General features: G+C 43.7%; 19 protein-coding genes. 15 read left to right on the forward strand and 4 right to left on the reverse strand.

The features are described from left to right. Window positions 1-64: 64 nt before the first annotated feature. The 3 genes from I6E83_RS01080 (at window position 65) to I6E83_RS01090 (ending at window position 4,049) form a co-directional block, all read left to right on the forward strand. A complete protein-coding gene (locus tag I6E83_RS01080; protein ID WP_197099632.1) occupies window positions 65-943 on the forward strand; it encodes a UTP--glucose-1-phosphate uridylyltransferase in 879 nt (292 codons plus the stop codon). A 3-nt stretch (window positions 944-946) separates the two neighbouring features. After that, window positions 947-2,623: a glucose-6-phosphate isomerase gene (gene pgi / locus I6E83_RS01085; RefSeq protein WP_197099633.1), complete on the forward strand. Its 1,677-nt coding sequence runs from the start codon at window positions 947-949 to the stop codon at window positions 2,621-2,623. Between the two features lie 79 nt (window positions 2,624-2,702). Continuing rightward, window positions 2,703-4,049 (forward strand): UDP-glucose/GDP-mannose dehydrogenase family protein, encoded by a 1,347-nt coding sequence (locus I6E83_RS01090; RefSeq protein ID WP_413787043.1) that lies wholly within the window; start codon window positions 2,703-2,705, stop codon window positions 4,047-4,049. Between the two features lie 99 nt (window positions 4,050-4,148). Here I6E83_RS01090 and I6E83_RS01095 read toward each other — a convergent pair whose 3' ends face one another. Continuing rightward, complete coding sequence (locus I6E83_RS01095; protein ID WP_197099635.1) at window positions 4,149-5,636, reverse strand: phosphomannomutase CpsG; 1,488 nt, start codon at window positions 5,634-5,636, stop codon at window positions 4,149-4,151. A gap of 188 nt (window positions 5,637-5,824) precedes the next feature. On the opposite strand from I6E83_RS01095, the gene mazG reads away from it, so the two are divergent. The 8 genes from mazG (at window position 5,825) to yjgA (ending at window position 13,509) form a co-directional block, all read left to right on the forward strand. Then, window positions 5,825-6,706, forward strand: a complete 882-nt coding sequence (gene mazG / locus I6E83_RS01100; RefSeq protein WP_197099636.1) for a nucleoside triphosphate pyrophosphohydrolase — start codon at window positions 5,825-5,827, stop codon at window positions 6,704-6,706. Next, entirely contained in the window at window positions 6,690-7,064 is a 375-nt protein-coding gene (locus I6E83_RS01105) for a ComEA family DNA-binding protein (protein WP_197099637.1), read from the forward strand. Before mazG ends, I6E83_RS01105 begins: the two co-directional genes overlap by 17 nt. 166 nt (window positions 7,065-7,230) lie before the next feature. Continuing rightward, on the forward strand, window positions 7,231-9,459 hold the full coding sequence (pcnB, locus tag I6E83_RS01110; protein ID WP_197099638.1) for a polynucleotide adenylyltransferase PcnB: 2,229 nt from the start codon (window positions 7,231-7,233) through the stop codon (window positions 9,457-9,459). Window position 9,460: 1 nt separating this feature from the next. Continuing rightward, complete coding sequence (gene folK / locus I6E83_RS01115) at window positions 9,461-9,985, forward strand: 2-amino-4-hydroxy-6-hydroxymethyldihydropteridine diphosphokinase (RefSeq protein WP_413787039.1); 525 nt, start codon at window positions 9,461-9,463, stop codon at window positions 9,983-9,985. 92 nt (window positions 9,986-10,077) lie between these two features. Continuing rightward, entirely contained in the window at window positions 10,078-10,878 is an 801-nt protein-coding gene (panB, locus tag I6E83_RS01120) for a 3-methyl-2-oxobutanoate hydroxymethyltransferase (protein ID WP_197099640.1), read from the forward strand. 39 nt (window positions 10,879-10,917) lie between these two features. Then, window positions 10,918-11,817, forward strand: coding sequence for a pantoate--beta-alanine ligase (panC, locus tag I6E83_RS01125; protein WP_197099641.1), 900 nt, complete (start codon window positions 10,918-10,920; stop codon window positions 11,815-11,817). Window positions 11,818-11,981: 164 nt separating this feature from the next. Further along, complete coding sequence (rapZ, locus tag I6E83_RS01130) at window positions 11,982-12,947, forward strand: RNase adapter RapZ (RefSeq protein ID WP_197099642.1); 966 nt, start codon at window positions 11,982-11,984, stop codon at window positions 12,945-12,947. 49 nt (window positions 12,948-12,996) lie between these two features. Further along, the gene (gene yjgA / locus I6E83_RS01135; RefSeq protein WP_110922009.1) at window positions 12,997-13,509 is read left to right on the forward strand and encodes a ribosome biogenesis factor YjgA; all 513 of its coding nucleotides are present in this window, start codon (window positions 12,997-12,999) and stop codon (window positions 13,507-13,509) included. Window positions 13,510-13,704: 195 nt separating this feature from the next. On the opposite strand, the gene I6E83_RS01140 is transcribed toward yjgA, so the two are convergent. Continuing rightward, a complete protein-coding gene (locus I6E83_RS01140) occupies window positions 13,705-14,328 on the reverse strand; it encodes a thiol:disulfide interchange protein DsbA/DsbL (RefSeq protein ID WP_197099643.1) in 624 nt (207 codons plus the stop codon). Window positions 14,329-14,790: 462 nt separating this feature from the next. Here I6E83_RS01140 and ubiG point away from each other — a divergent pair, with 462 nt between their 5' ends. The 4 genes from ubiG (at window position 14,791) to I6E83_RS01160 (ending at window position 17,756) form a co-directional block, all read left to right on the forward strand. Further along, window positions 14,791-15,618, forward strand: coding sequence for a bifunctional 2-polyprenyl-6-hydroxyphenol methylase/3-demethylubiquinol 3-O-methyltransferase UbiG (gene ubiG, locus I6E83_RS01145; RefSeq protein ID WP_197099644.1), 828 nt, complete (start codon window positions 14,791-14,793; stop codon window positions 15,616-15,618). Between the two features lie 77 nt (window positions 15,619-15,695). Continuing rightward, window positions 15,696-16,406, forward strand: coding sequence for an HAD family hydrolase (locus I6E83_RS01150; RefSeq protein WP_197099645.1), 711 nt, complete (start codon window positions 15,696-15,698; stop codon window positions 16,404-16,406). A gap of 146 nt (window positions 16,407-16,552) precedes the next feature. Next, window positions 16,553-17,338: a YciK family oxidoreductase gene (locus tag I6E83_RS01155; protein ID WP_110922217.1), complete on the forward strand. Its 786-nt coding sequence runs from the start codon at window positions 16,553-16,555 to the stop codon at window positions 17,336-17,338. 151 nt (window positions 17,339-17,489) lie between these two features. After that, window positions 17,490-17,756 (forward strand): DksA/TraR family C4-type zinc finger protein, encoded by a 267-nt coding sequence (locus I6E83_RS01160; RefSeq protein WP_197099646.1) that lies wholly within the window; start codon window positions 17,490-17,492, stop codon window positions 17,754-17,756. A 61-nt stretch (window positions 17,757-17,817) separates the two neighbouring features. On the opposite strand, the gene I6E83_RS01165 is transcribed toward I6E83_RS01160, so the two are convergent. Next, the gene (locus tag I6E83_RS01165) at window positions 17,818-19,044 is read right to left on the reverse strand and encodes a GTP-binding protein (protein ID WP_320158373.1); all 1,227 of its coding nucleotides are present in this window, start codon (window positions 19,042-19,044) and stop codon (window positions 17,818-17,820) included. 79 nt (window positions 19,045-19,123) lie between these two features. After that, on the reverse strand, window positions 19,124-19,882 hold the full coding sequence (ompR, locus tag I6E83_RS01170; protein WP_197099647.1) for a two-component system response regulator OmpR: 759 nt from the start codon (window positions 19,880-19,882) through the stop codon (window positions 19,124-19,126). Window positions 19,883-20,229: the final 347 nt, after the last annotated feature.

Here is a 20,229-nt window from a genome sequence, read left to right on the forward strand (position 1 = left end):
ACTTTTGAAATAATGATATTCTCTCAAAAGATAAAATTTTTCCTTAATAAGGTGCTTTGTTTATATGATTGGACCTAACATCACCCACGCCGTTATACCTGTCGCAGGCTTTGGCACTCGTATGCTGCCATTGTCTAAATCCGTGCCAAAAGAGCTACTACCGCTTGGCAATCGTCCTGCTATTCATTACGTCGTCGAAGAGGCAATCGCTGCGGGTATCAAGCATATCGTCTTGGTCGGTCATGCGCAAAAAAGTGCGATTGAAAACTACTTCGATATCAATGCCGAGCTTGACAGCCAGCTTAGAGCGAAAGGCAAAGAAGTGCTAGCTGATAGCTTAAACTGGCTACCAGAGGATGTGACAGTATCGATGATACGTCAGGGTAAAGCTTTAGGGTTGGGGCATGCGGTACTCGCTGCTCGACCCATTATCGGAGAGCATGACTTTGCTGTATTGTTGCCTGATGTCGTGCTCGACCCATTTACTGGTGATATGTCTGCCGATAACTTAGCGTTTATGATGGATGCTTTTAGCAAAGATAACCATTCACAAATATTGGTCGATAATGTTGCCGATGAAGATGTGCATAAATACGGTATTGCTAAGCTGAGCGATGCCAGTAATATTGATGAGCAATCAGACATTAACACTAGCTTTAAAGTAGCTGGTTTTGTCGAAAAGCCCAACTTAGCTGATGCTCCTTCCAATCTGGCTGTGGTAGGGCGCTATGTATTTAGCAACCATATCTTTGATTACTTAGCCAATACTAAAGCCTCAGTCGGTGGTGAGATTCAGCTGACGGATGCTATTGATGCATTGATTAGTGAATACGGAGTGAATGTCACGACGATGCGTGGAAATAGCTATGATGCAGGCGATATGCGCTCATATGTGCAGGCATTTATCTATTTCGCCGAGCAGCAACTAGCAGAAGATAAATAGCTGATGGTTGATATCAAAGACGACATAATCTATCACAGTGCTCGCCGTTCTAAATACTGGCAGCAACTACAGATGCTTGCTAAGCAGCCATGGTCGCTTGCACAGCTGTTTGCACAGGATGACAGTCGTGCTGCACGCTTTAGCATGCAAGCTGGCGCGCTGTACATGGACTATAGCAAGCAATGTATTGATGAGCAGATACTATCAACTCTATTTCAGCTAGCAGAGAGCTGTGAATTATCGACACGTATTGACGCGCTTATGCAGGGCGCCTTGGTAAATACCAGTGAAGAGCGTGCAGCGCTACACACGGCGCTACGTCTGCCAGAAACAGCGACTTTACAAGTTGAAAATCAAAATATCGTTGCTGATGTACATCACAGTTTAGCGCAGGTAGCGAGACTATCTGAGCGGGTTCGTAGTGGTACATGGCGTGGTTTTTCAGGTAAGGCTATCACTGATGTGGTCAATATTGGCGTTGGTGGTTCTGATCTTGGACCACTCATGGCAACGACTGCGCTTGATGAATGGGCAGACACCGAGATTGAAGTTCATTTTGTGTCCAACATGGATGGTACTCAGCTTGATAACTTGCTCAAACATCTAAATCCTGAGACAACCTTATTTATTATCTCATCCAAATCCTTTGGTACCGTTGATACCCTATCCAATGCTAAGACAGCATTATCCTGGTTGCTTGCCACTGCTAAGCTGCGTGCAGGCACTGAAGACAGTGTGTTACGCCGCCACTTTATTGGAATATCAGCCAATAGTAAGAAAATGAGTGCTTGGGGGATTCATCCTGAGCATCAGCTACAACTTTGGGAATGGGTCGGTGGTCGGTTCTCTTTATGGTCGGCGATTGGATTGGCCATTGCTATTCGTATTGGTATGTCTGGTTTTAAAGAGTTATTGGCTGGTGCGCACAGTATGGACGAGCACTTTGCACAGGCTGATTTTTCGGAGAACCTACCGGTATTATTAGGGCTGCTTGCCGTTTGGAACAGTACCTTTTTACAGGTGAACGCTCATACCGTATTACCTTATGATGGTCGTCTCAGCTATTTGCCAAGCTACTTAACTCAGTTAGAAATGGAAAGTAATGGTAAGTCCGTTACCCAGCATGGCGATCATATTGACTATGATACGTGCCCGATTCTATGGGGTGAGATTGGCTCCAATGCTCAGCATGCGTTTTACCAATTGCTACATCAAGGAACACAGCAAGTCTCTTGTGATTTTATCGCTTGCGTGCGGCGCTATAGTGGCGAAGTGAAAAACGCCTCATTACAACAGCAGCATGAACTGTCTTTAGCCAATTGTTTGGCGCAAAGTCGGGTACTGGCGTTTGGCAATGCTGCGCTCCAAGAGTCTGAGGTTCAAGTAGCTTCTGCTGCGGACAAGTATAAATACTACCGTGGCAATCAGCCATCAACCACGCTTTTGATCGATGAGCTGACGCCGCATAGTTTGGGAGCGCTGATTGCGCTTTATGAACATAAGGTCTACGTCATGGCCAGTATTTGGGATATCAACCCGTTTGATCAATGGGGCGTGGAGATGGGTAAGCAAATGGCAGAGTCCGTACATCAAGCGATGCAACACACGCAGCAAGAGTCTCAAGGACAATTCGACACCTCTACTGACCAGCTGCTACAACGCATTAGACAGCTGTCTTAATTCTGCTGCCGATACATTAATAAAGTGAAAAGGTAAGCTTATGAGCGCTGATTCTATAAATGATAATACTCCCAAATATATGCATGTGGCTAAGCCACAAGGTGCTAATAGCAATCCAGTTTGTGTGCTGGTTGGTCATAGTATTGAAGCCATTACCAGTGCCGTGGTGCTGGCAAGCTTAGGTCAACGCATCCATTTGTATGCGGATATGGATTTATTAACTCAGCAGATACAGCAATATGGCTTTGAGCATCATTTACAAGCGCTGTGGCAGATGTATGAGCAGCAGCAGGTTATTACCAGCAAAGCGTTGCCCGATAGTGCCGATACGTTAATAAAGTGCTATGAATCGGCAAATCATGGCGAAGTGGATAATCAAAGCACTGTAGCATTTTACTGGTTGTTTTTAGATAGCATCAAATTAGTATGGACGGAAGCCAGCTGGATTACGGCATTCAATCATAGCCATCAGCAGGTGCTACCTGTAGTTATGAGCGGTATTGAGCAGTTAGGGAAAGTCTCAGCACTGGCTCAGCAGTTACAGCGTGCTTGGATATACTATCTGCCATTTGTCTTTTTGCAAGACGGCGATGCTTATAGCTCGATGTTAAATCCTTCATTATGGTTACTCGGTGAAAAAACCGCCAACAGTAGTCAACATCTAGAAGTATTAAAACCTTTAATGCAGCACGCGCGTGCCGCCCATCACGCTGATATTGCGACGATAGAATTTGCCCGTAGTAGTATTATGGCGATGCTCGCGACGCGAGTGAGTTTTATGAATGAGATGTCACGCTTGGCGGATAGCCAACAGGTCGATATCAAGCAAGTTAGTCGTATTATGGGGCTGGACGAACGCGTTGGTAGCAGCTACTTACAAGCAGGTTGGGGCTTCGGTGGTAATACACTCCCGACTGAATTGTCTAAATTACAGCAGTCAAGCCAAACGCACAGTTTGAATATGCCGCTGTTGCAGTCAGTTATGCACATCAACGAAGACCAAAAAGAGCTGATATTCCGTAAGTTCTGGCAATATTTTGATGGCTTTATTGATAATAAAACTGTGATGGTTTGGGGTGGCAGCTATAAAGCAGGATCTGGACGTACTGCTGGCTCAGCTATTCATCCATTATTGGCTTTGTTGTGGTCTTATAATATTCGTACGATAGTCTATAGTGACAAAGCGCAGGCCGAACTTGCTGTGCTCTATGAGCAGCAACCCTTACTTGAGTTAATTGACACTCCTTACGAGCAACTTCATGAGGCTCAGGCAATTTTTATCGTAAGTTGGTCGCCACGAGATCAATTAGATATCGCAAAAATGAATCAGCAAGCCATGCCAGTATTTGATGCGCAAAATGCGTTGACCAGAATGCAAATCAATAGCTTAGTTGGTGACTATATGGGCATTGGTCGCACTAAGTAAGTTTCTTAAAAATATTTTTTATGAAAAAGGCTCACTAATTATTATTAGCGAGCCTTTTTTGATTTTTAAACAAAGCTATTCTTATTGAACAGTATGAATTTACGCTGATACAGCACCTTGTACTGCTAACCATTCCTTTATTTCTTGTACCTTATTGGCTAACAATTTTTGATTGCCGCGACTTTCAATGTTTAATCTGATAAGCGGCTCAGTATTTGAAGCACGCAGATTAAAGCGCCACTCGCCAAAGTTTAGACTGAGGCCATCAAGCGTCGATTTAATTGGTTGCTCGCTACTGAATTTGGTTTCAATAGCGCTAATAATCGTCGATGCATCGTGAGTGGTGAGGTGAAAGTTTAATTCGCCTGAGCTGGGATAGGCGGCAATATAGCCTGTGACCAATTCGGATAAGGTTTTACCTGTGATGGACAATAGCTCAATGGTTAATAGCCAAGGAATCATGCCGCTATCACAATAGAAGAAGTCACGGAAATAGTGATGGGCAGACATTTCACCCCCGTATACCGCGCCAGAGTCACGCATGACTTGCTTAATAAATGAGTGTCCAGATTTACTGATGACGGCCTTACCATCGTGTTCTTCTATCACCGCTTCGGTATTATAGATCACTCGCGGATCATAGACGATTGATTCACTTGGATATTTATTCAAAAAGGCTTGCGCAAGCATACCAACGATGTAGCTACCATCGATAAATTCGCCACGTTCATCGAATAGGAAACAGCGATCAAAGTCACCATCAAAAGCAATGCCAAGATCAGCATTGTTTTCCAAAACGGCTTGCTGGGTAGCCACTCTATTGGCTTCGATCATAGGGTTGGGAATGCCGTTAGGAAAGCTGCCATCAGGGGCATGATGTAATTTAATCACTTCAATCGGTGCATCCACTTGTGCTAGCTTCTCAATTAATAAATCAACCACTGGGCCAGCGCTGCCATTGCCTGAGTTAATGACCAGCTTGAGTGGCTTTAGTTTATCCGTATCGATAAAGGTCATGACATGATCGACATAAGCACTTTTATCGGTCAATAATTTTAGTTTTCCTGATGGATTGTCAGTCGTGAATTTGCCAGATTCTGCAAGTGCCTGAATCTCTGCCAAACCATCATCAGCACTGATTGGTTTTGAATGTTCTTTGACCAGTTTTAGGCCATTATAATTGATAGGGTTGTGACTGGCAGTCACTTCGATACCACCCAATGCCTGATAATGACTGGTGGCAAAATATACCTCCTCAGTACCAGTCATACCCAAATCAATCACATCAATACCAGCATCAATAATACCTGCTATGGTAGCCTGTTTAAGCTGTTCACTAGAATGGCGAATGTCGCTACCGATGACAATGGCAGGTTTTAGATTTGTCATATCATTGTCATGAGTCTCACCTACTGTACTATGACGCTGATATAGAATCTGCGCAAAGGCGCGCCCAATACGGTAAGCAATCTCTTCATTCAGATTAACGCCAAGCTCACCACGTATATCGTAAGCTTTGAATGAGCTGATCGTAATAGGATTGAATTCAGTCTTTGGCTGATAGCTAATGGTCGCAGAAGTAGACATAATGTTAAAAATTCCTTGCGCGTGAGCAGTGGTAAAATAATAAAGCAGATAGCACAATTATAGGCCAATCAGAGTTCAATGATACACTAACCACTCAATGATGAATCAAACGCGCGCCAATAGTTATTGATTAACTTTATACTAAGCCACCGAATAAAATAACAAACAAAACGATAAGAGCCTCCTTTATGAATACTCTCGACAATAAAATCACAGTACCTGCACCAGTACAAGGAACACCAGAAGCCACAGGACAGCTTGATGATCTCTTGGCATTGATGGCGCGGCTGCGAGTTGATTGTCCATGGGATAAAAAGCAAAGCAATCATAGCCTCATTCCTTATGCCATCGAAGAAGCTTATGAGTTAGGCGAAGCGGTACAAAGTGATGATGATGAAGATATCAAAGGCGAGCTGGGCGATGTGCTACTGCAAGTGGTGTTTCATTGCCATATGTATGCTGAGCAAGACCGATTTGATATGAGCGACGTCATTACTACTTTACAAGAGAAACTGATTCGTCGTCATCCGCACGTGTTTGAGGCCGAAACCCTAACAGACGATGCAGCGGTAAAAGTACGCTGGGATGAGATTAAAGCGGAGGAGCAGCACGCACGCGAGGCACGCGGTAAACCAAAGCGTCGATTAGACAATACCAAAGTAGGCAGTGCGCTCATGCAAGCACAAGATGTACAAAAGCAAGCCTCAAAATTGGGGTTTGATTGGGCAGGTATTGCAGGGGCAGTGGATAAGCTAGATGAAGAGATTGCCGAGCTAAAAAGTGAGTTGACGGATAAATCTAAAGAAGCTGCTAAATATGACATAAGCAAAGCCAATATCAGAGAAGTCGAAAAAGAATTGGGTGATTGTATGTTTGCCCTAGTCAATGTCGCACGCAAATTAAATCTTGATGCAGAAACAGCAACGCTGACGTGTGTGCATAAATTTAAGTCACGTTTTGGTTATATTGAAACGCAATTAGATGCAGCTGGCAAGCGTTTGGAAGACAGCGATATAACAGAGATGGATGCATTATGGGAAGCGGCGAAACAACATGAACGCTCATCCTAAAATCTCGTTTGCTAGCCTAGCCAAAACTGCTATTTTAGGTTGTGTTTTGGCTATTCTGATGCTTGATAATACTAATGCTGCGCCCTGTTTTGATAATCCTCAAAGCGCCTATGAGTACCTGTTGTCACAAGAAAATGCCAAAACTCAAGCGCGTGAGCAATATACCGTGAACATCAATCGTGCTAGCGAAGGTGAGTTGGTTTCACTCAATGGTATTGGTAGTAGCAAAGCCCAAGCGATTATTTTATATCGTGAGATGTTTGGCAACTTTAAGACAATTGATGAGTTGGCAAAGGTCAAAGGTATTGGTGCAAAAACCGTTGAGAAAAATCGAGGACGTTTAAGCGTACAAGATTAAGGGCATTATTTTGCTTTAATTAACCCCGATATTGACAAAATAGCACGTAAGTAAATGTCATAACACACCTACTGCGTCCAAAATTTGTTAAACTACTGGGTACATCCGCCTGATAAACGCTGTGTTCATCAGGGGTGGTCAAAGAATACCGGCGAGGAGTAGATGCATGGCCGAGCGTGCCGCCAAGCAGTTAGAACTGAATAAATCTGAATTACCCAATTCCATTACTGAAGTAATTGCCACTTTAACCCGAGCTGGGTTTGACGCATATATCGTCGGTGGTGGTGTGCGTGACACCTTATTGGGTCTGCGTCCAAAAGACTTTGATGCGGTCACTGATGCCAAACCGCATGAAATCAAAGACGTCTTTGGTAAGCGCTGCCGTATTATCGGTCGCCGCTTTCAGTTGGCGCACGTGTATTCAGGCAGAGAACTGATTGAGGTTGCTACCTTCCGTGGTCCGCCAACGAGTGATGCCAATACCAATCAAGATGGCATGATTCTGCGTGATAATGTTTGGGGTGATATCAAACAGGACTTCTCTCGTCGTGATTTTTCTATCAACGCACTCTATTATCAACCGCTTAAAGGTGTGGTTCATGATTTTTGTGGTGCGCTTGAAGATATTGATAACAAAATCATTCGACTGCTCGGCCATGCGCCCGTTCGTATAGAAGAAGATCCAGTACGGTTATTACGTGCCTTACGTTTTAAGGCAAAGCTTGGTTTTGAATTTGATGAGGCATTGTCTGATCAGTTTCATGATGGTAATTGGGCGCTGCTTGAGCAAATATCACCGCATCGCCTCTATGATGAAACGCAAAAGATGTTTACGGGTGGCTATCTAGTGCCACTGCTGCCGTTATTGTTTGAATCAGGTGCGATTGACAGCTTAATTATTTATCCACCGTCTGAGCCAAGTGCGCTTGTCAAACAAGTAGCCATCAATACGGACAAACGTATTGCAGCGGGTAAAAGTATCAATCCTGCGTTCTTTTATGCCGCGCTATTGTGGGAAAACTACCTCCATCAATTGGCAAAAGCTAAAAAACGTAATATGCCATTTGCTGAAGCACAAATGCATGCTGCTGGTAAAGTGATTGACCGTCAACGTATTAAGACCGCGATTCCTAAGTTTGCAGAGCAGTTTATCCGTGATATTTGGGTATTGCAGCCAAAACTTGCCGCCCCACGTAGCAAACAAATCGTCCAGCTCTCTGAGCATCCACGCTTCCGTGCGGGTTTTGACTTTTTGTTATTGCGCGAGCAATGCGGTGATGCTGAGCATCCGTTGTCAGAGTCTACCAATGGTATGGGCGACTGGTGGCAGACGTATCAGACATTATCTGAGCAAGACCAAGAGCAAGCTGTCGATGAGTTTGATGAGAATATTCGCCGTGGTGCCTACAAGCAACAAGGACAGCGTGGTCGTGGGCGCAATCGTCAAAAGCCAGAGTCAAACAGTGTTGATAACACAGTCTCTCATCAAAAAAACACCAAGCAAAGCAAAACTAGTAACAGTGCCGAGCAAGGTAGGAATGAGCAGACAATGGTAAATGATGCGTCAAATATTCCAGCACGCCGTCGCCGCGCTGCCAGTCAATCAGCTCCTGCTAAGCAGTCTGGTAGCAACCAAAGCAATAGCCATGAGTTTCAGCAAGCAAAGCAAGACAGTAATGAGCTTGCCCAGTTGCAGCAGTTATCTCTTGCCAATACTAGCAGCCAAACTGCAAATAAACGCCATCATTCTAAGCCTGCGCCGTTATTTGTTATAGAGCATGAGAAAGTCGTGCCACCATTACAAAAGCAACTGTCAGGTAATGATAAGTCTAAACGTTCTAATGAACCTGTGCAGCAAAAAGCAGCAACTCAGAACACGTCGGCTAAGAAGGCGGAGCGAGTAGAAGGTACACGTCCGGCTCGTTCAAATAGTGTTCCATCATCTAGAGCTAAACCATCAGAGACTCAGCCTGTATCTACAACACATATTACTCGTTCGGTGGCCAGATCGCCTGCACTAGTAAGTATGAATAATGAGCCGATACCGCATAAGCGACGTCGTCGTGAGCCTACTGTAGACAGTGTAACGCCTCAAATAGTGGCTAATAACGAGCAAGCTACTGCTAGTGCTAAGTATACGAAAAAAGTACCTAAGTCGGCAGTTCAGTCCGCTGATAAAGCAGATACTAAAGCCAAGAAGCCGTCAGAGCATAAGCAAGTAGCGAAAGTTACAGCTCCTGCAACAGCTAAAAAATCAGCAAAAGCGGTAGAAAGCAAAGCTGCTAAAACCAGTCAAGTATCTCATAGCAAGGCTACTGCTAATAACGTAAGTGACAATAAAGGTCCTGTGCCAGCGAAGCGTCGCCGTCGTCAGCCAAGTATTGAAAATGCCTAATATGGATAACAATACGGATCATACTGATTGGGTTACCTGCTATGTGGGCTTGGGTAGCAATCTCGCTAATGAGCTGGGCTCACCAGCAGAGCATTTGCAGCAAGCAATTGCAACGATGCGAGAGCATGAGCAGGTACGTGATGTTCAAGTATCCTCATTTTATGCATCAGCTCCTATGGGGCCGCAAGATCAGCCTGATTTTGTCAATGCGGTTGTTGGTTTTGAGACGACGTTACCCGCGCTTAAGCTGCTTGCATTTTGCCAGCAGTTAGAGTCGCAAGCCATGCGTGCTCGCATACGACATTGGGGAGAGCGTAGTCTCGATGTCGATATTTTATTGTATGGTGATGTGCGCATTGCAGAGCCGCAATTAAACGTACCGCATGTTGGATTGACTGAGCGCAATTTTGTACTGATACCGCTCCGAGAATTGGCGCCAAACTTGATAATCAAAGGTACGCCGATCGGTGATTATCCACAGAGTGCAGATTGGACAGGTTTAAAGTTACTGGCAAACGACGCATGATTTTCAAATGTTAGAATAGTCATTGTTAGCATTGTTAATGACTGATAAACAATATTAATGAGTAGCTGCACAGCAGAATAATTGAGGGTCATATGACGACGTTATCTACTTTAAATAAATTCAAAAAAGAAGGTACTAAGTTCACTTGCTTGACGTGCTATGACTCTATGTTTGCACGGATGATGGACAAGGTAGAGATTGATACCATTTTGATCGGTGATAGTTTGGGCATGGTTGTACAAGGTCATGACTCAACACTGCCAGTGACGGTCGATGATATGGCTTATCATACAGCCAATATCGCCCGTAGTAACAGCCATGCACTTATTTTATCTGATCTGCCGTTTATGAGTTATGTGACACTGCCAGAAGCGATTGCTAATAGCCGTAAACTGATGCAAGCGGGTGCGCACGTGATCAAAATTGAAGGCGGTAGTGAGCTTTGTGAATTGGTGACGACCTTAGCGCAAGCGGGCACGCCGACTTGTGTGCATCTTGGTCTGACTCCGCAGTCAGTCAATGTCTTTGGCGGCTACAAAATTCAGGGTCGCGGTGATGAAGCGGCGGACAAATTGCTTACTGATGCCAAAGCAGTTGTCGCTGCAGGTGCTGCACTACTAGTATTAGAATGTGTGCCTGCTGAGCTTGCAAAAGCCGTTACTGAAGCCGTTGCCGTGCCAGTTATTGGCATTGGTGCTGGTGCAGATACTGACGGTCAAGTCTTGGTTATGCATGACATGTTAGGCATGGCTCACGGCCGTGTTCCGCGCTTTGTTCATGATTTTCTTACAGATGAGCGTAATACTGCGCACAGTATTGAAGGGGCATTTGCCCTTTATCAGCAGGCAGTACGTGAAGGCAGCTTCCCTACTGAACAGCATCAATTCAATTAATAGTTAGTTTTACGATTATAGATAGAAGAATATTTAATCATGCCTATTATCCATCATCATATCTCAGCACTGCGTGCCGCTTTACAGCCTTATCGTGGTCAAAAAAACGAGAATCAGAGCAGCCAACCGCGTATTGCCTTAGTACCCACGATGGGCAACCTGCATGATGGCCACCTTGAATTAGTGAAGATTGCTAAGCAACATGCTGATATTGTAGTGGTTAGTATTTTTGTCAATCCTACTCAGTTTGGAGAAGGAGAGGATTTTGAGAGCTATCCTCGCACACTTGATGAGGATGTTGCAAAGCTAGCCACGGTTGATACAGACTATGTCTTTGCGCCTAGTATTGATGAGATGTACCCAGTACTACCGCCACCGACCTTTGTTCTTGCCGGCGATATTACGACTCAATTGTGTGGTCAGTCGCGCCCAGGACATTTTGATGGTGTTGGTATTGTCGTTTCTAAATTGTTTAATATCGTACAACCTGATATTGCTGTTTTTGGACAAAAAGACTACCAGCAGTTAGCGATTATTCAGCAGTTGGTACGTGATTTAAGTTACCCCATTGATATTATCGGTGCACCCATTGTCCGTGCTACTGATGGCTTGGCACTATCATCGCGGAACCAATACTTAAGCGCTACTGAGCGTCACATAGCACCAGTATTACATCAAGCGTTGCAGTATTTAGCAGAACGGTTAGAGACTGGTGAGCAGAGTCCGCAAGTTGTTCAATCATTGCTAGCAGAAACCCAGCTGTGTATTACTGATGCTGGTTTCACGATTGATTATTTAGAAATAAAAACTGATACTCTAGACTCGGTTGTTAGTGAGACTGATATTTTTAACGTAGAAAATAAAAACTTGATTATTCTGGTTGCTGCTTGGCTAGGACGTGCGCGTTTATTGGACAATCAATTAGTGATAGTAGATTAGCTACTGTTAGTTATAGTTGGTTCAGTTTAAAAGAGAGTCAAGGCAACCGAGTGCAGATGTATATGTCATACTTCAAGCGAGGTTAACGCTGTCACTCTTTTATAGAGGATTGACTATATATACATGGCGATTTGTTAAGTGCAATGGACTAGGGTGGGTAGAGCATGGATATAAATCAAGGCGAAAACAACGATCAGTCTGAGCCGGCAGCACGTAAAGCAACCTCTGATACACTTAGTATTCTCGTTGTATCGGGCCGTTCAGGATCAGGTAAAACTTCAGTATTGAATATCTTAGAAGATTTGGGATATTACTCTATCGATAATCTGCCACTGTCCTTGTTACCCGATGCAGCGCATAAATTGGTCAACGAAAGTGGTATTCATCGTATTGCGCTTGGTGTCGATATTCGCACGCCGCGTGCTGATTTATCTAACTTTGCACAAACACATGATCTGCTCAAAAAAACGTATGGCGCAAATGCTGTTCAAGTGCTCTATGTGACCGCACAAGAAAGCACATTGATAGCACGTTTTAATGCAACTCGACGGGTACATCCTTTGATGTCGCAGGATATTGATAGTGATAATGCAAAGCATATAGCTTTTAATTTACCAGCGGCTATTAAAAAAGAAGTTGAGCTATTAGAACCAATCGCGGGTCATGCTGATATTAGAATTGATACCAGCACGCTGAATATCCATCAATTAAAAGACAGTTTGCGCGAGCATACTGGTGTCGATAATCAGATAGTCATTAATTTGCTGTCTTTCGGTTTTAAATACGGCAGTCCTATTGATGCTGATTTTGTATTCGATGTGAGAATTTTGCCCAATCCACATTGGAACCCTGAACTACGTACGTCGACAGGTCTAGATACTGAAGTGGCAGCATTCTTTGCCGATTATCCAGAAGTCGCCGAGATGACCGACGATCTCGAAAAGTTCTTAACACGTTGGCTACCAGATTTCTTACACAATAACCGCCATACGGTGACAGTGGCGATTGGCTGCACTGGTGGTAAGCACCGTTCCGTATTCATCACTGATAATTTACAGCGTCGTCTTGCTGATGTTATGCCGAAAGGCGTAAAAGTGCTGGCTAAACATCGCGAAAAAAGTCGCTGGTAATAGCAGCAGACACTATTCATTTTATTATTTATTATTTTGGAAAGCTTTTATGATCGACTGGAAAGAACAGGATATGCGCGTCTCGCGCACAGAACTCAAAAAAGCCCATGAGCGCTTACAGCAGTTATCGATACCGCTTGCGAGTTTATCAAAGAAACAGCTAAAAGCCTTACCTGCCAGTGATTACTTTATGGCAGAGCTGATGGCACTTGCCGATATTACTAGCGCTAATGCGCGTAATCGTCAGACCAAACGTGTTGGCAAGCTTATGATTGAAGAAAATCGCCATGAGCTGATCAAGGCACTATTCGATTCATACTTTCCTAAAGAGCAAGTTTCTAAGATAGAGAGCTGGTATGAGCGTCTCAATATCAATGATGAAGGTACGCTCAAGCAGTTTGTTAAACAATATAAAGCTTCTGAGCACCATAGTATGTATCAGCTATTGCTTTGGATTGAGTATGCTAAGCATACAAATGATGATGAGCTAATGTCAGAGTCAAAAGCAGATTTGGCCAGTTATATTCGTGAAGTGGCTATATTGTCACAGCTAAAAAAATAACGAACGTATAAACTTGATAGTCAGGCTTAGTTTATAGACACCACAGTTTATAGGTACACAGTGTTTATAGACCTACAGGCTAGCTAAAATATTTAATCAGCAATACTGAAACACAAAAAAGCCAATCATATAATGATTGGCTTTTTTGTATGGCTTAATATAGCTTCTATCTATATATAATAGATAGAAGCTATATTATTTTTTCTTTTCAGCACGAACTTTATCGACTAAAAAATCAACGATTTTAGGTACAGTAGCGTCTTGACCACTGATGACATATTTACCTTGTACCACAACCGTTGGTACACCTGATACTTGATAGCGTTTGGCGCCAGCTTGTGAGCGACCAATTTTTGTACCAACAGCGAATGAATTATAAAGGCTGTTGAATTTTTTCTCGTCAACACCTTGTGAACCATACCATTTGCTTATTGACTGTTGGTCAAACAATTTTTTACCATCTTTGTGGATTGCATCAAACATGGCATCATGTGTTTTGCTTTCGAATCCTAATAACTGCGCTGCATAGAAACCACGAGCATTGGTTTCCCAAACAGGATTCATTGCTGCTGGGGTTTTGAAAAAGGCAACGTCTTTGTCTTTGTTCTTCGCCCATTTTTCCATATGTGGATTCAACACGTTACAATGCGGGCAACCATACCAAAAAAACTCACGAACAATGATAGCATCACCGCTAATTTTTTCTGGATTGTCTAGCACGCGATAGTCTTTTCCAGCGACATAGTCAGCGGCTTGTGCGCCTGTAGTGGCAAGACCAATAGCCATGGCTAGACCAGTCAGTGTGATGACACGTTTCATACTTTATCCTTGAGATGTAGAGACTTAGGGTGTGTTGGGAGGCTTCTATAACTATAGTTTTGAGTGTATAAACGATATAGCGTCGAGTATAATCTAACTATAATAGCGTATCGACTATGATAATGTAAAATGTGTGTATTTGTGAATCCGATTCTTAACCAATGGTTGTAAAGCTGTCAGCTATTATTTAAGGTATATTGCTTATTGTTCTATACACTCATTATTATTGATTTTTATGGCTTTTGATCTTGTTTTTTAGAGTTTGGTCGTCCGAATGGTATGCTGCTTGAGCTTATTACCAAGGGTGGCGGCCCAAACGATTCAAAGTGGTGATTGGCTAGAGTTTGTGACCACACTTCACAATCGGTGACGATGTCCTCACAACAAAATGGCTGCTCGCATGCTAATATTAAACGCATAATTGCGTACTGTACATGATAATGACAATAAAGGAAAAACGCTATGAGTTCAGCTCTATCTTCCCAGCCTTCTTTGAATGAGCAAATGACTACCACCGTCAATGATACCCATGCTAATGCTATCAATGTCGATCCTAGCGAAGTTGAAAAATTTAACAATTTGGCCAGTGAGTGGTGGAGCAATACGGGCGCGTTTGCAACTTTGCATGAAATCAATCCATTACGCTTAAATTGGATAGAAGAAAATGTTAAGCGCAGTTATCAAAGCCACGACTCTAGCAAGTCAGCTGAGATTGGATTAGCGGGTAAAAAAGTGCTGGATGTCGGTTGTGGCGGCGGTATATTGTCAGAATCAATGGCGCGTCGTGGTGCTGATGTGACGGGTGTTGATCTGGGTACTGAAAATCTAAAAGCAGCAGCGTTACATGCAGAGCAAAGTGGTTTAGAAGATACTTTGCGCTATCAACATATTCCAGTAGAGAGCTTAGCGCAGACGCATGCAGGTCAGTTCGATGTGGTGAGTTGTATGGAAATGCTTGAGCATGTTCCTGACCCGAGTTCAATTGTGCAGGCTTGTTTTGATCTACTAGCACCAGGCGGGGTTTGTGTGCTTTCGACCATTAACCGTAATCCCAAATCATATTTGTTTGCCATTGTCGGAGCAGAATACGTACTGCGCTTACTCGATCGTGGTACCCATGATTATGCCAAGTTTATTACCCCAGCCGAATTAGATAAAATAGCAGGCAATGCTGGATTTGTGCGTAAAGACATCATTGGTCTGCATTACAATCCATTGACCAAGCGTTATTGGCTGGCACAGAATGTCGATGTCAATTATATGATTGCTGTACAAAAGCCAATGGCTTAGATCTCTGATACTGTGTTCGGTTGCTTTTGTGACATCATATTTTATTAATCTTGTTATTCACCTTGAGAGTATTTGCTATGGCCCAATTTGTAAAAGCAGTGTTGTTTGACCTCGATGGGACCTTAATTGATACTGCTGCTGACTTCGTCCGTATCATCGGTAAGATGAGCCTCGAAAATAACTGGCAAGCACCACCTGAGTCGGAGATACGTGAGCAGGTTTCTGCCGGTGCCTCAGCGATGGTACAGTTGATGTTACGACATAACGAGCAACTCGATGTCAGTGAAGAAACCTTGCTTGATTTTCGTCAGCAGTTTTTGGATGATTATGAGGCAGATATATGTGTCGATAGCTGTGTATTCGCTGAATTAGAGGAAGTGCTTACAGACCTCGAAGCGAAAAGAGTGCCATGGGGTATCGTGACCAACAAGCCGCGTTATTTGGCAGAGAAACTATTAAGCACAATGCAGTTGGACGAACGCTGTGCTGTGTTGGTCTGTCCTGATGACGTGTCTCGCCCAAAACCTGATCCAGAACCTATGTATATGGCACTCGAAAAGCTAGGTATACCTCGTGGTGCGGCTGGCTGTGTGATTTATGTTGGTGATCATATACGCGATATCGAATCTGGCAACGCAGCTGGCATGCCGACGATTTTGGCTGCATATGGCTATATCCCGCCGCAAGATCAAAAAAACCTAAAGAAGTGGGGCGCAGACTATATTACCGAGACACCTGAGCAATTGAACAAATTGCTGCTGTCATCTGGTAAATTTGATTATTTATAAATTATTGAGCAAAGGTATGGATATAAGTGATATCCAATAAATGACTCTGAATCAGACAATGTAAGAAAACATCCCAACCTATTAAACGATAAGCAGTGAGCAATTACATGAGCGCAAATATTGACCAATCGGCTGACCAACAAGATATGAAAAACACCAAGCAACCTTTAACTCATGATGATATTCGTTGTTTTGTGCCATCTGATAACTGTTTAGATGGTAAAACTATTTTGGTGACAGGTGCCGGTGATGGTATTGGTCGCGTCGCTGCACTAACCTACGCTCGCTATGGTGCGACGGTGCTGTTACTGGGTCGTACCAGTAGCAAGCTGGAATATGTGTATGATGAGATAGAGAGTTTTGGTGGTAAGCAACCAGCGATGTTACCGATGAATCTAGAAGGCGCAACTTATGCTGAAATGCAGCAGCTCGAAGGATTGATTGGCAAAGAAGTCGGTAAACTGGATGGTATCTTGCACAATGCAGGTCTGCTTGGACAGCTGACGCCGCTTGAGATGTATGATGTCGATACCTTTGCTCAAGTGATGAAAGTTAACTTCACCTCTACGTTTATGCTCACCCAAGCGTTGCTACCACTACTTAAAGATGCGGATAATGGCTCTATTGTCTTTACGTCTAGCACAGTTGGCACACATCCTCGTGCATTTTGGGGGGCTTATGCGCTCTCAAAGCAAGCGGTAGAGGGTATGAGTGATATCTTTACTCAGGAGACGCAGAGCACCACTAACTTGCGTTTTAACTGTGTCAATCCTGGCGGTACTCGTACCAACATGCGCGCCCATGCATACCCAGGTGAAAATCCTATGAGCCTAAAAACACCTGAAGATATCATGGCAGGCTATGTTTGTCTGATGAGTGATGACAGCATCGGTGTACGCGGGCAAGTGGTCGAGCTCCAACCAAAAGATTAGCAGGGCAATTTTTGCTAGGGAATATCGTTATTTAGCACTTTCATACATATCTTTTGCACCTAGCAGTAGGTTGTAATCAGTTATAAACAACCCCATCTATCTGTTATTAAAGTGATTTGTAATATCTAATGATAATAAATAGGATGGAATTATGGCAGGTGGTTGGTCAAGAGATGGTGCTGAGCACGAGCAAATGGATGCGACCGTTAATGATGCACTGGAACGGGCACGACGTTCGCTGCCAACGGGTGATAGTGCTGAGCTGTGTGATGAATGTGGCAATCCTATTCCAGAGGCAAGGCGTTTAGCCGTACCAGGTATTCAACACTGCGTAGGTTGTCAGACAGAACTTGAACAAGAGGCGAGAGCTGCCGAGTTGTTCAATCGTCGGGGCAGTAAGGACAGTCAACTACACTAAAAAGTAAAAGGGCGGACATTGCTATTTTATATCGCAATGTCCGCCCTTTTTTTGTCTATTACTATAGAACCAATGCCATTAGCTCAGTATCGTATGCTTCCCAGTCTATAGAAGAAGAAAGCGCTGTCTTATCTTTTTCTTCTGAACAATCGCTTTCTACCGCTGAATCGTTGTCATCATGACTAACTTCATCCAACTGCAAGATGATTTCCAATCGACTATCTACCTGAGGACTGACCGTGCTCGTGGTCAAGCTGTCAGGAGTAAAGTTAATCTGTAGCCAGCCGTCAGAGGTATGTACCACGCCTTTGATGCGTTGCCAGCTTGGTAGCCTTAATAGCCAACTCTGTAATTCATCAGCTTTCAATACATAGTGTGCTGGCAGTCGCCATCCTGCCAATAATATGTCTTGCTGCGTTTCATGATAGCGGTAAGGCTGCTCTGTATCGGTAATGGTCTCATCGTCATTGTCTACTAGGGCGTTGGACGATGGGGAAGATAACGAAGCAGCTGATATAGCGCCAACCCGAGGTTGTAAGCCAATCACTGACTTGTTAGGGCGAGCGATATTTATCGTGCGTTGTTTTGATATAGTCTGACTAGGCTTGGTCAGTTGAATGCCTAACTCTGATAGGCTTGATTTTGATAGATGGATATTGGATGAGTCACTCGTATCATGAGATACCTGCTCAGATACTGTCCAAATGATATTTACCTGCGGATTTAAAGTGATTACCCACGCTTGTAATGCCTGTTTTTCGCTATCGCTTAGTTGGATATAGCGGTTAATCACTAACACATCAGCATCGCGGACATGCGCTTGAAACCCATCATGATTGCGATACTTATCTTGTTGCCATTGCGCACCACTAAGTACGGTTATCACCGCTTGCATTTTCAGCGCTGTCTGCCAATGCGGAGCACTGAGTTGCATGATCAGCTCACGTGGATGAGCAAGCCCTGTCGGCTCAATGAGCAGGCGCTGGGGATGGTGCTCACTGAGCAGTCGGCTGATAGCTATTTGTAAAGGTAGCTGACTGGTACAGCAAATACAGCCACCGCTGACCTCACGAATCGCAATGTTCTTTTGCTCACTCGAGTTGTCTTGTGAGCTGGCTAGTAATGCACCATCAATACCGATACGACCAAATTCATTAATCAGTAATGCCCAGCGTTCATCAGCTGGTTTTGTTGCAAGCAGCTGATTAATGACAGTGGTTTTGCCAGCACCCAAAAACCCTGTCACCAAGGTGCAGGGTATGTTTTGGAAAATAGTAGGGTTTTTCACAGAGATACTCATCATATTGGCACGTGTTTGTGAACAATCAAACACGGCCTATATTAAAAGAAATGACATCAGCCAAAGGTTATTCACCCTTAATGGCTTCTACTTCAGCTTCGTCAGGGACGAATACATAGCCCACGCCCCAAACAGTCTGGATGTAGCGTGCTTGAGATGGGTTATCTTCGATCAGGCGACGTAAACGTGATACCTGTACATCGATAGAGCGCTCCATCGCACCCCATTCACGACCACGTGCAAGGTTCATGAGTTTGTCACGGGTCAATGGCTCACGTGGATGCTGTACTAAAGCTTTTAGTACCGAAAACTCACCTGTTGTTAAAGTAACAACGTTGCCGTCACGTTTGAGCGTACGAGTCGATAGGTCTAATGTCCACGGCCCAAATTCAACCACTTCAAGCTGATGGCTAGGTGCACCAGGTAGCTCGCGGTTTTGGCGACGCAGTACAGCTTTGATACGGGCCAATAGCTCTTTTGGATTAAATGGCTTAGGCAGGTAATCATCAGCACCCGCTTCGAGTCCTGCAATGCGATCTGCATCGCCACCTTTAGCGGTCAGCATAATGATAGGGATGTCGCCATTGTCTTCGCGCAGACGTTGGCAGATACTAATACCGTCTTCGCCTGGTAACATCAAATCTAGTACGACTAAAGAAAACAGTTCGCGCTGCATTAACTTGTCCATCTGACTGCCATCATGAGCAGTACGAACGACAAAACCGTCGTCTTCCAGAAAGCGTTGTAACAACGAGCGCAGACGTGCATCGTCATCGACGACTAAAATACGCTGAGTCAAAGTATCGGGGCTGGTATTATCAGGCATACAGGCATCCTCTTATAAAAATTATTATTAGCAGAAAATATACATAACAACATGTGTAAAACACGTGTGAAAAATTATGAATAAAAACAGTATCATTATCTAATTACTGGTCAGAAGCAATATCTTCACATAATTGAAAACTATTGTTCAATGTATCAGAACATACCGATATTTTAGTTATTGATACTTTAGTGTATAAGATTGCACAACTAATTGCATCACTCATAAGGACAAATGCTGTATGCGTTTGTTTAACAAGGCGACAGAACCTATGATATTCGGCGATTTTTGATATAAAACACGCTATAAATAACGAAAAGATAAAAAGGATTTTTATTCATGCAGCT

Source organism: Psychrobacter sp. SZ93C1, assembly GCF_015864635.1.
Taxonomy (GTDB): domain Bacteria; phylum Pseudomonadota; class Gammaproteobacteria; order Pseudomonadales; family Moraxellaceae; genus Psychrobacter; species Psychrobacter fozii.

Bases quoted from the DNA above. Each gene is read 5' to 3' on its own strand.
- yjgA (WP_110922009.1), top strand. From the start codon at position 12,997: ATGATCGACTGGAAAGAACAGGATATGCGCGTCTCGCGCACAGAACTC.
- pcnB (WP_197099638.1), top strand. From the start codon at position 7,231: ATGGCCGAGCGTGCCGCCAAGCAGTTAGAACTGAATAAATCTGAATTA.
- panB (WP_197099640.1), top strand. From the start codon at position 10,078: ATGACGACGTTATCTACTTTAAATAAATTCAAAAAAGAAGGTACTAAG.
- I6E83_RS01140 (WP_197099643.1), bottom strand. From the start codon at position 14,328: ATGAAACGTGTCATCACACTGACTGGTCTAGCCATGGCTATTGGTCTT.
- I6E83_RS01080 (WP_197099632.1), top strand. From the start codon at position 65: ATGATTGGACCTAACATCACCCACGCCGTTATACCTGTCGCAGGCTTT.
- panC (WP_197099641.1), top strand. From the start codon at position 10,918: ATGCCTATTATCCATCATCATATCTCAGCACTGCGTGCCGCTTTACAG.
- folK (WP_413787039.1), top strand. From the start codon at position 9,461: ATGGATAACAATACGGATCATACTGATTGGGTTACCTGCTATGTGGGC.
- I6E83_RS01150 (WP_197099645.1), top strand. From the start codon at position 15,696: ATGGCCCAATTTGTAAAAGCAGTGTTGTTTGACCTCGATGGGACCTTA.
- I6E83_RS01105 (WP_197099637.1), top strand. From the start codon at position 6,690: ATGAACGCTCATCCTAAAATCTCGTTTGCTAGCCTAGCCAAAACTGCT.
- ompR (WP_197099647.1), bottom strand. From the start codon at position 19,882: ATGCCTGATAATACCAGCCCCGATACTTTGACTCAGCGTATTTTAGTC.
- I6E83_RS01160 (WP_197099646.1), top strand. From the start codon at position 17,490: ATGGCAGGTGGTTGGTCAAGAGATGGTGCTGAGCACGAGCAAATGGAT.
- mazG (WP_197099636.1), top strand. From the start codon at position 5,825: ATGAATACTCTCGACAATAAAATCACAGTACCTGCACCAGTACAAGGA.
- I6E83_RS01095 (WP_197099635.1), bottom strand. From the start codon at position 5,636: ATGTCTACTTCTGCGACCATTAGCTATCAGCCAAAGACTGAATTCAAT.
- pgi (WP_197099633.1), top strand. From the start codon at position 947: ATGGTTGATATCAAAGACGACATAATCTATCACAGTGCTCGCCGTTCT.
- rapZ (WP_197099642.1), top strand. From the start codon at position 11,982: ATGGATATAAATCAAGGCGAAAACAACGATCAGTCTGAGCCGGCAGCA.
- I6E83_RS01155 (WP_110922217.1), top strand. From the start codon at position 16,553: ATGAAAAACACCAAGCAACCTTTAACTCATGATGATATTCGTTGTTTT.
- I6E83_RS01090 (WP_413787043.1), top strand. From the start codon at position 2,703: ATGCATGTGGCTAAGCCACAAGGTGCTAATAGCAATCCAGTTTGTGTG.
- ubiG (WP_197099644.1), top strand. From the start codon at position 14,791: ATGAGTTCAGCTCTATCTTCCCAGCCTTCTTTGAATGAGCAAATGACT.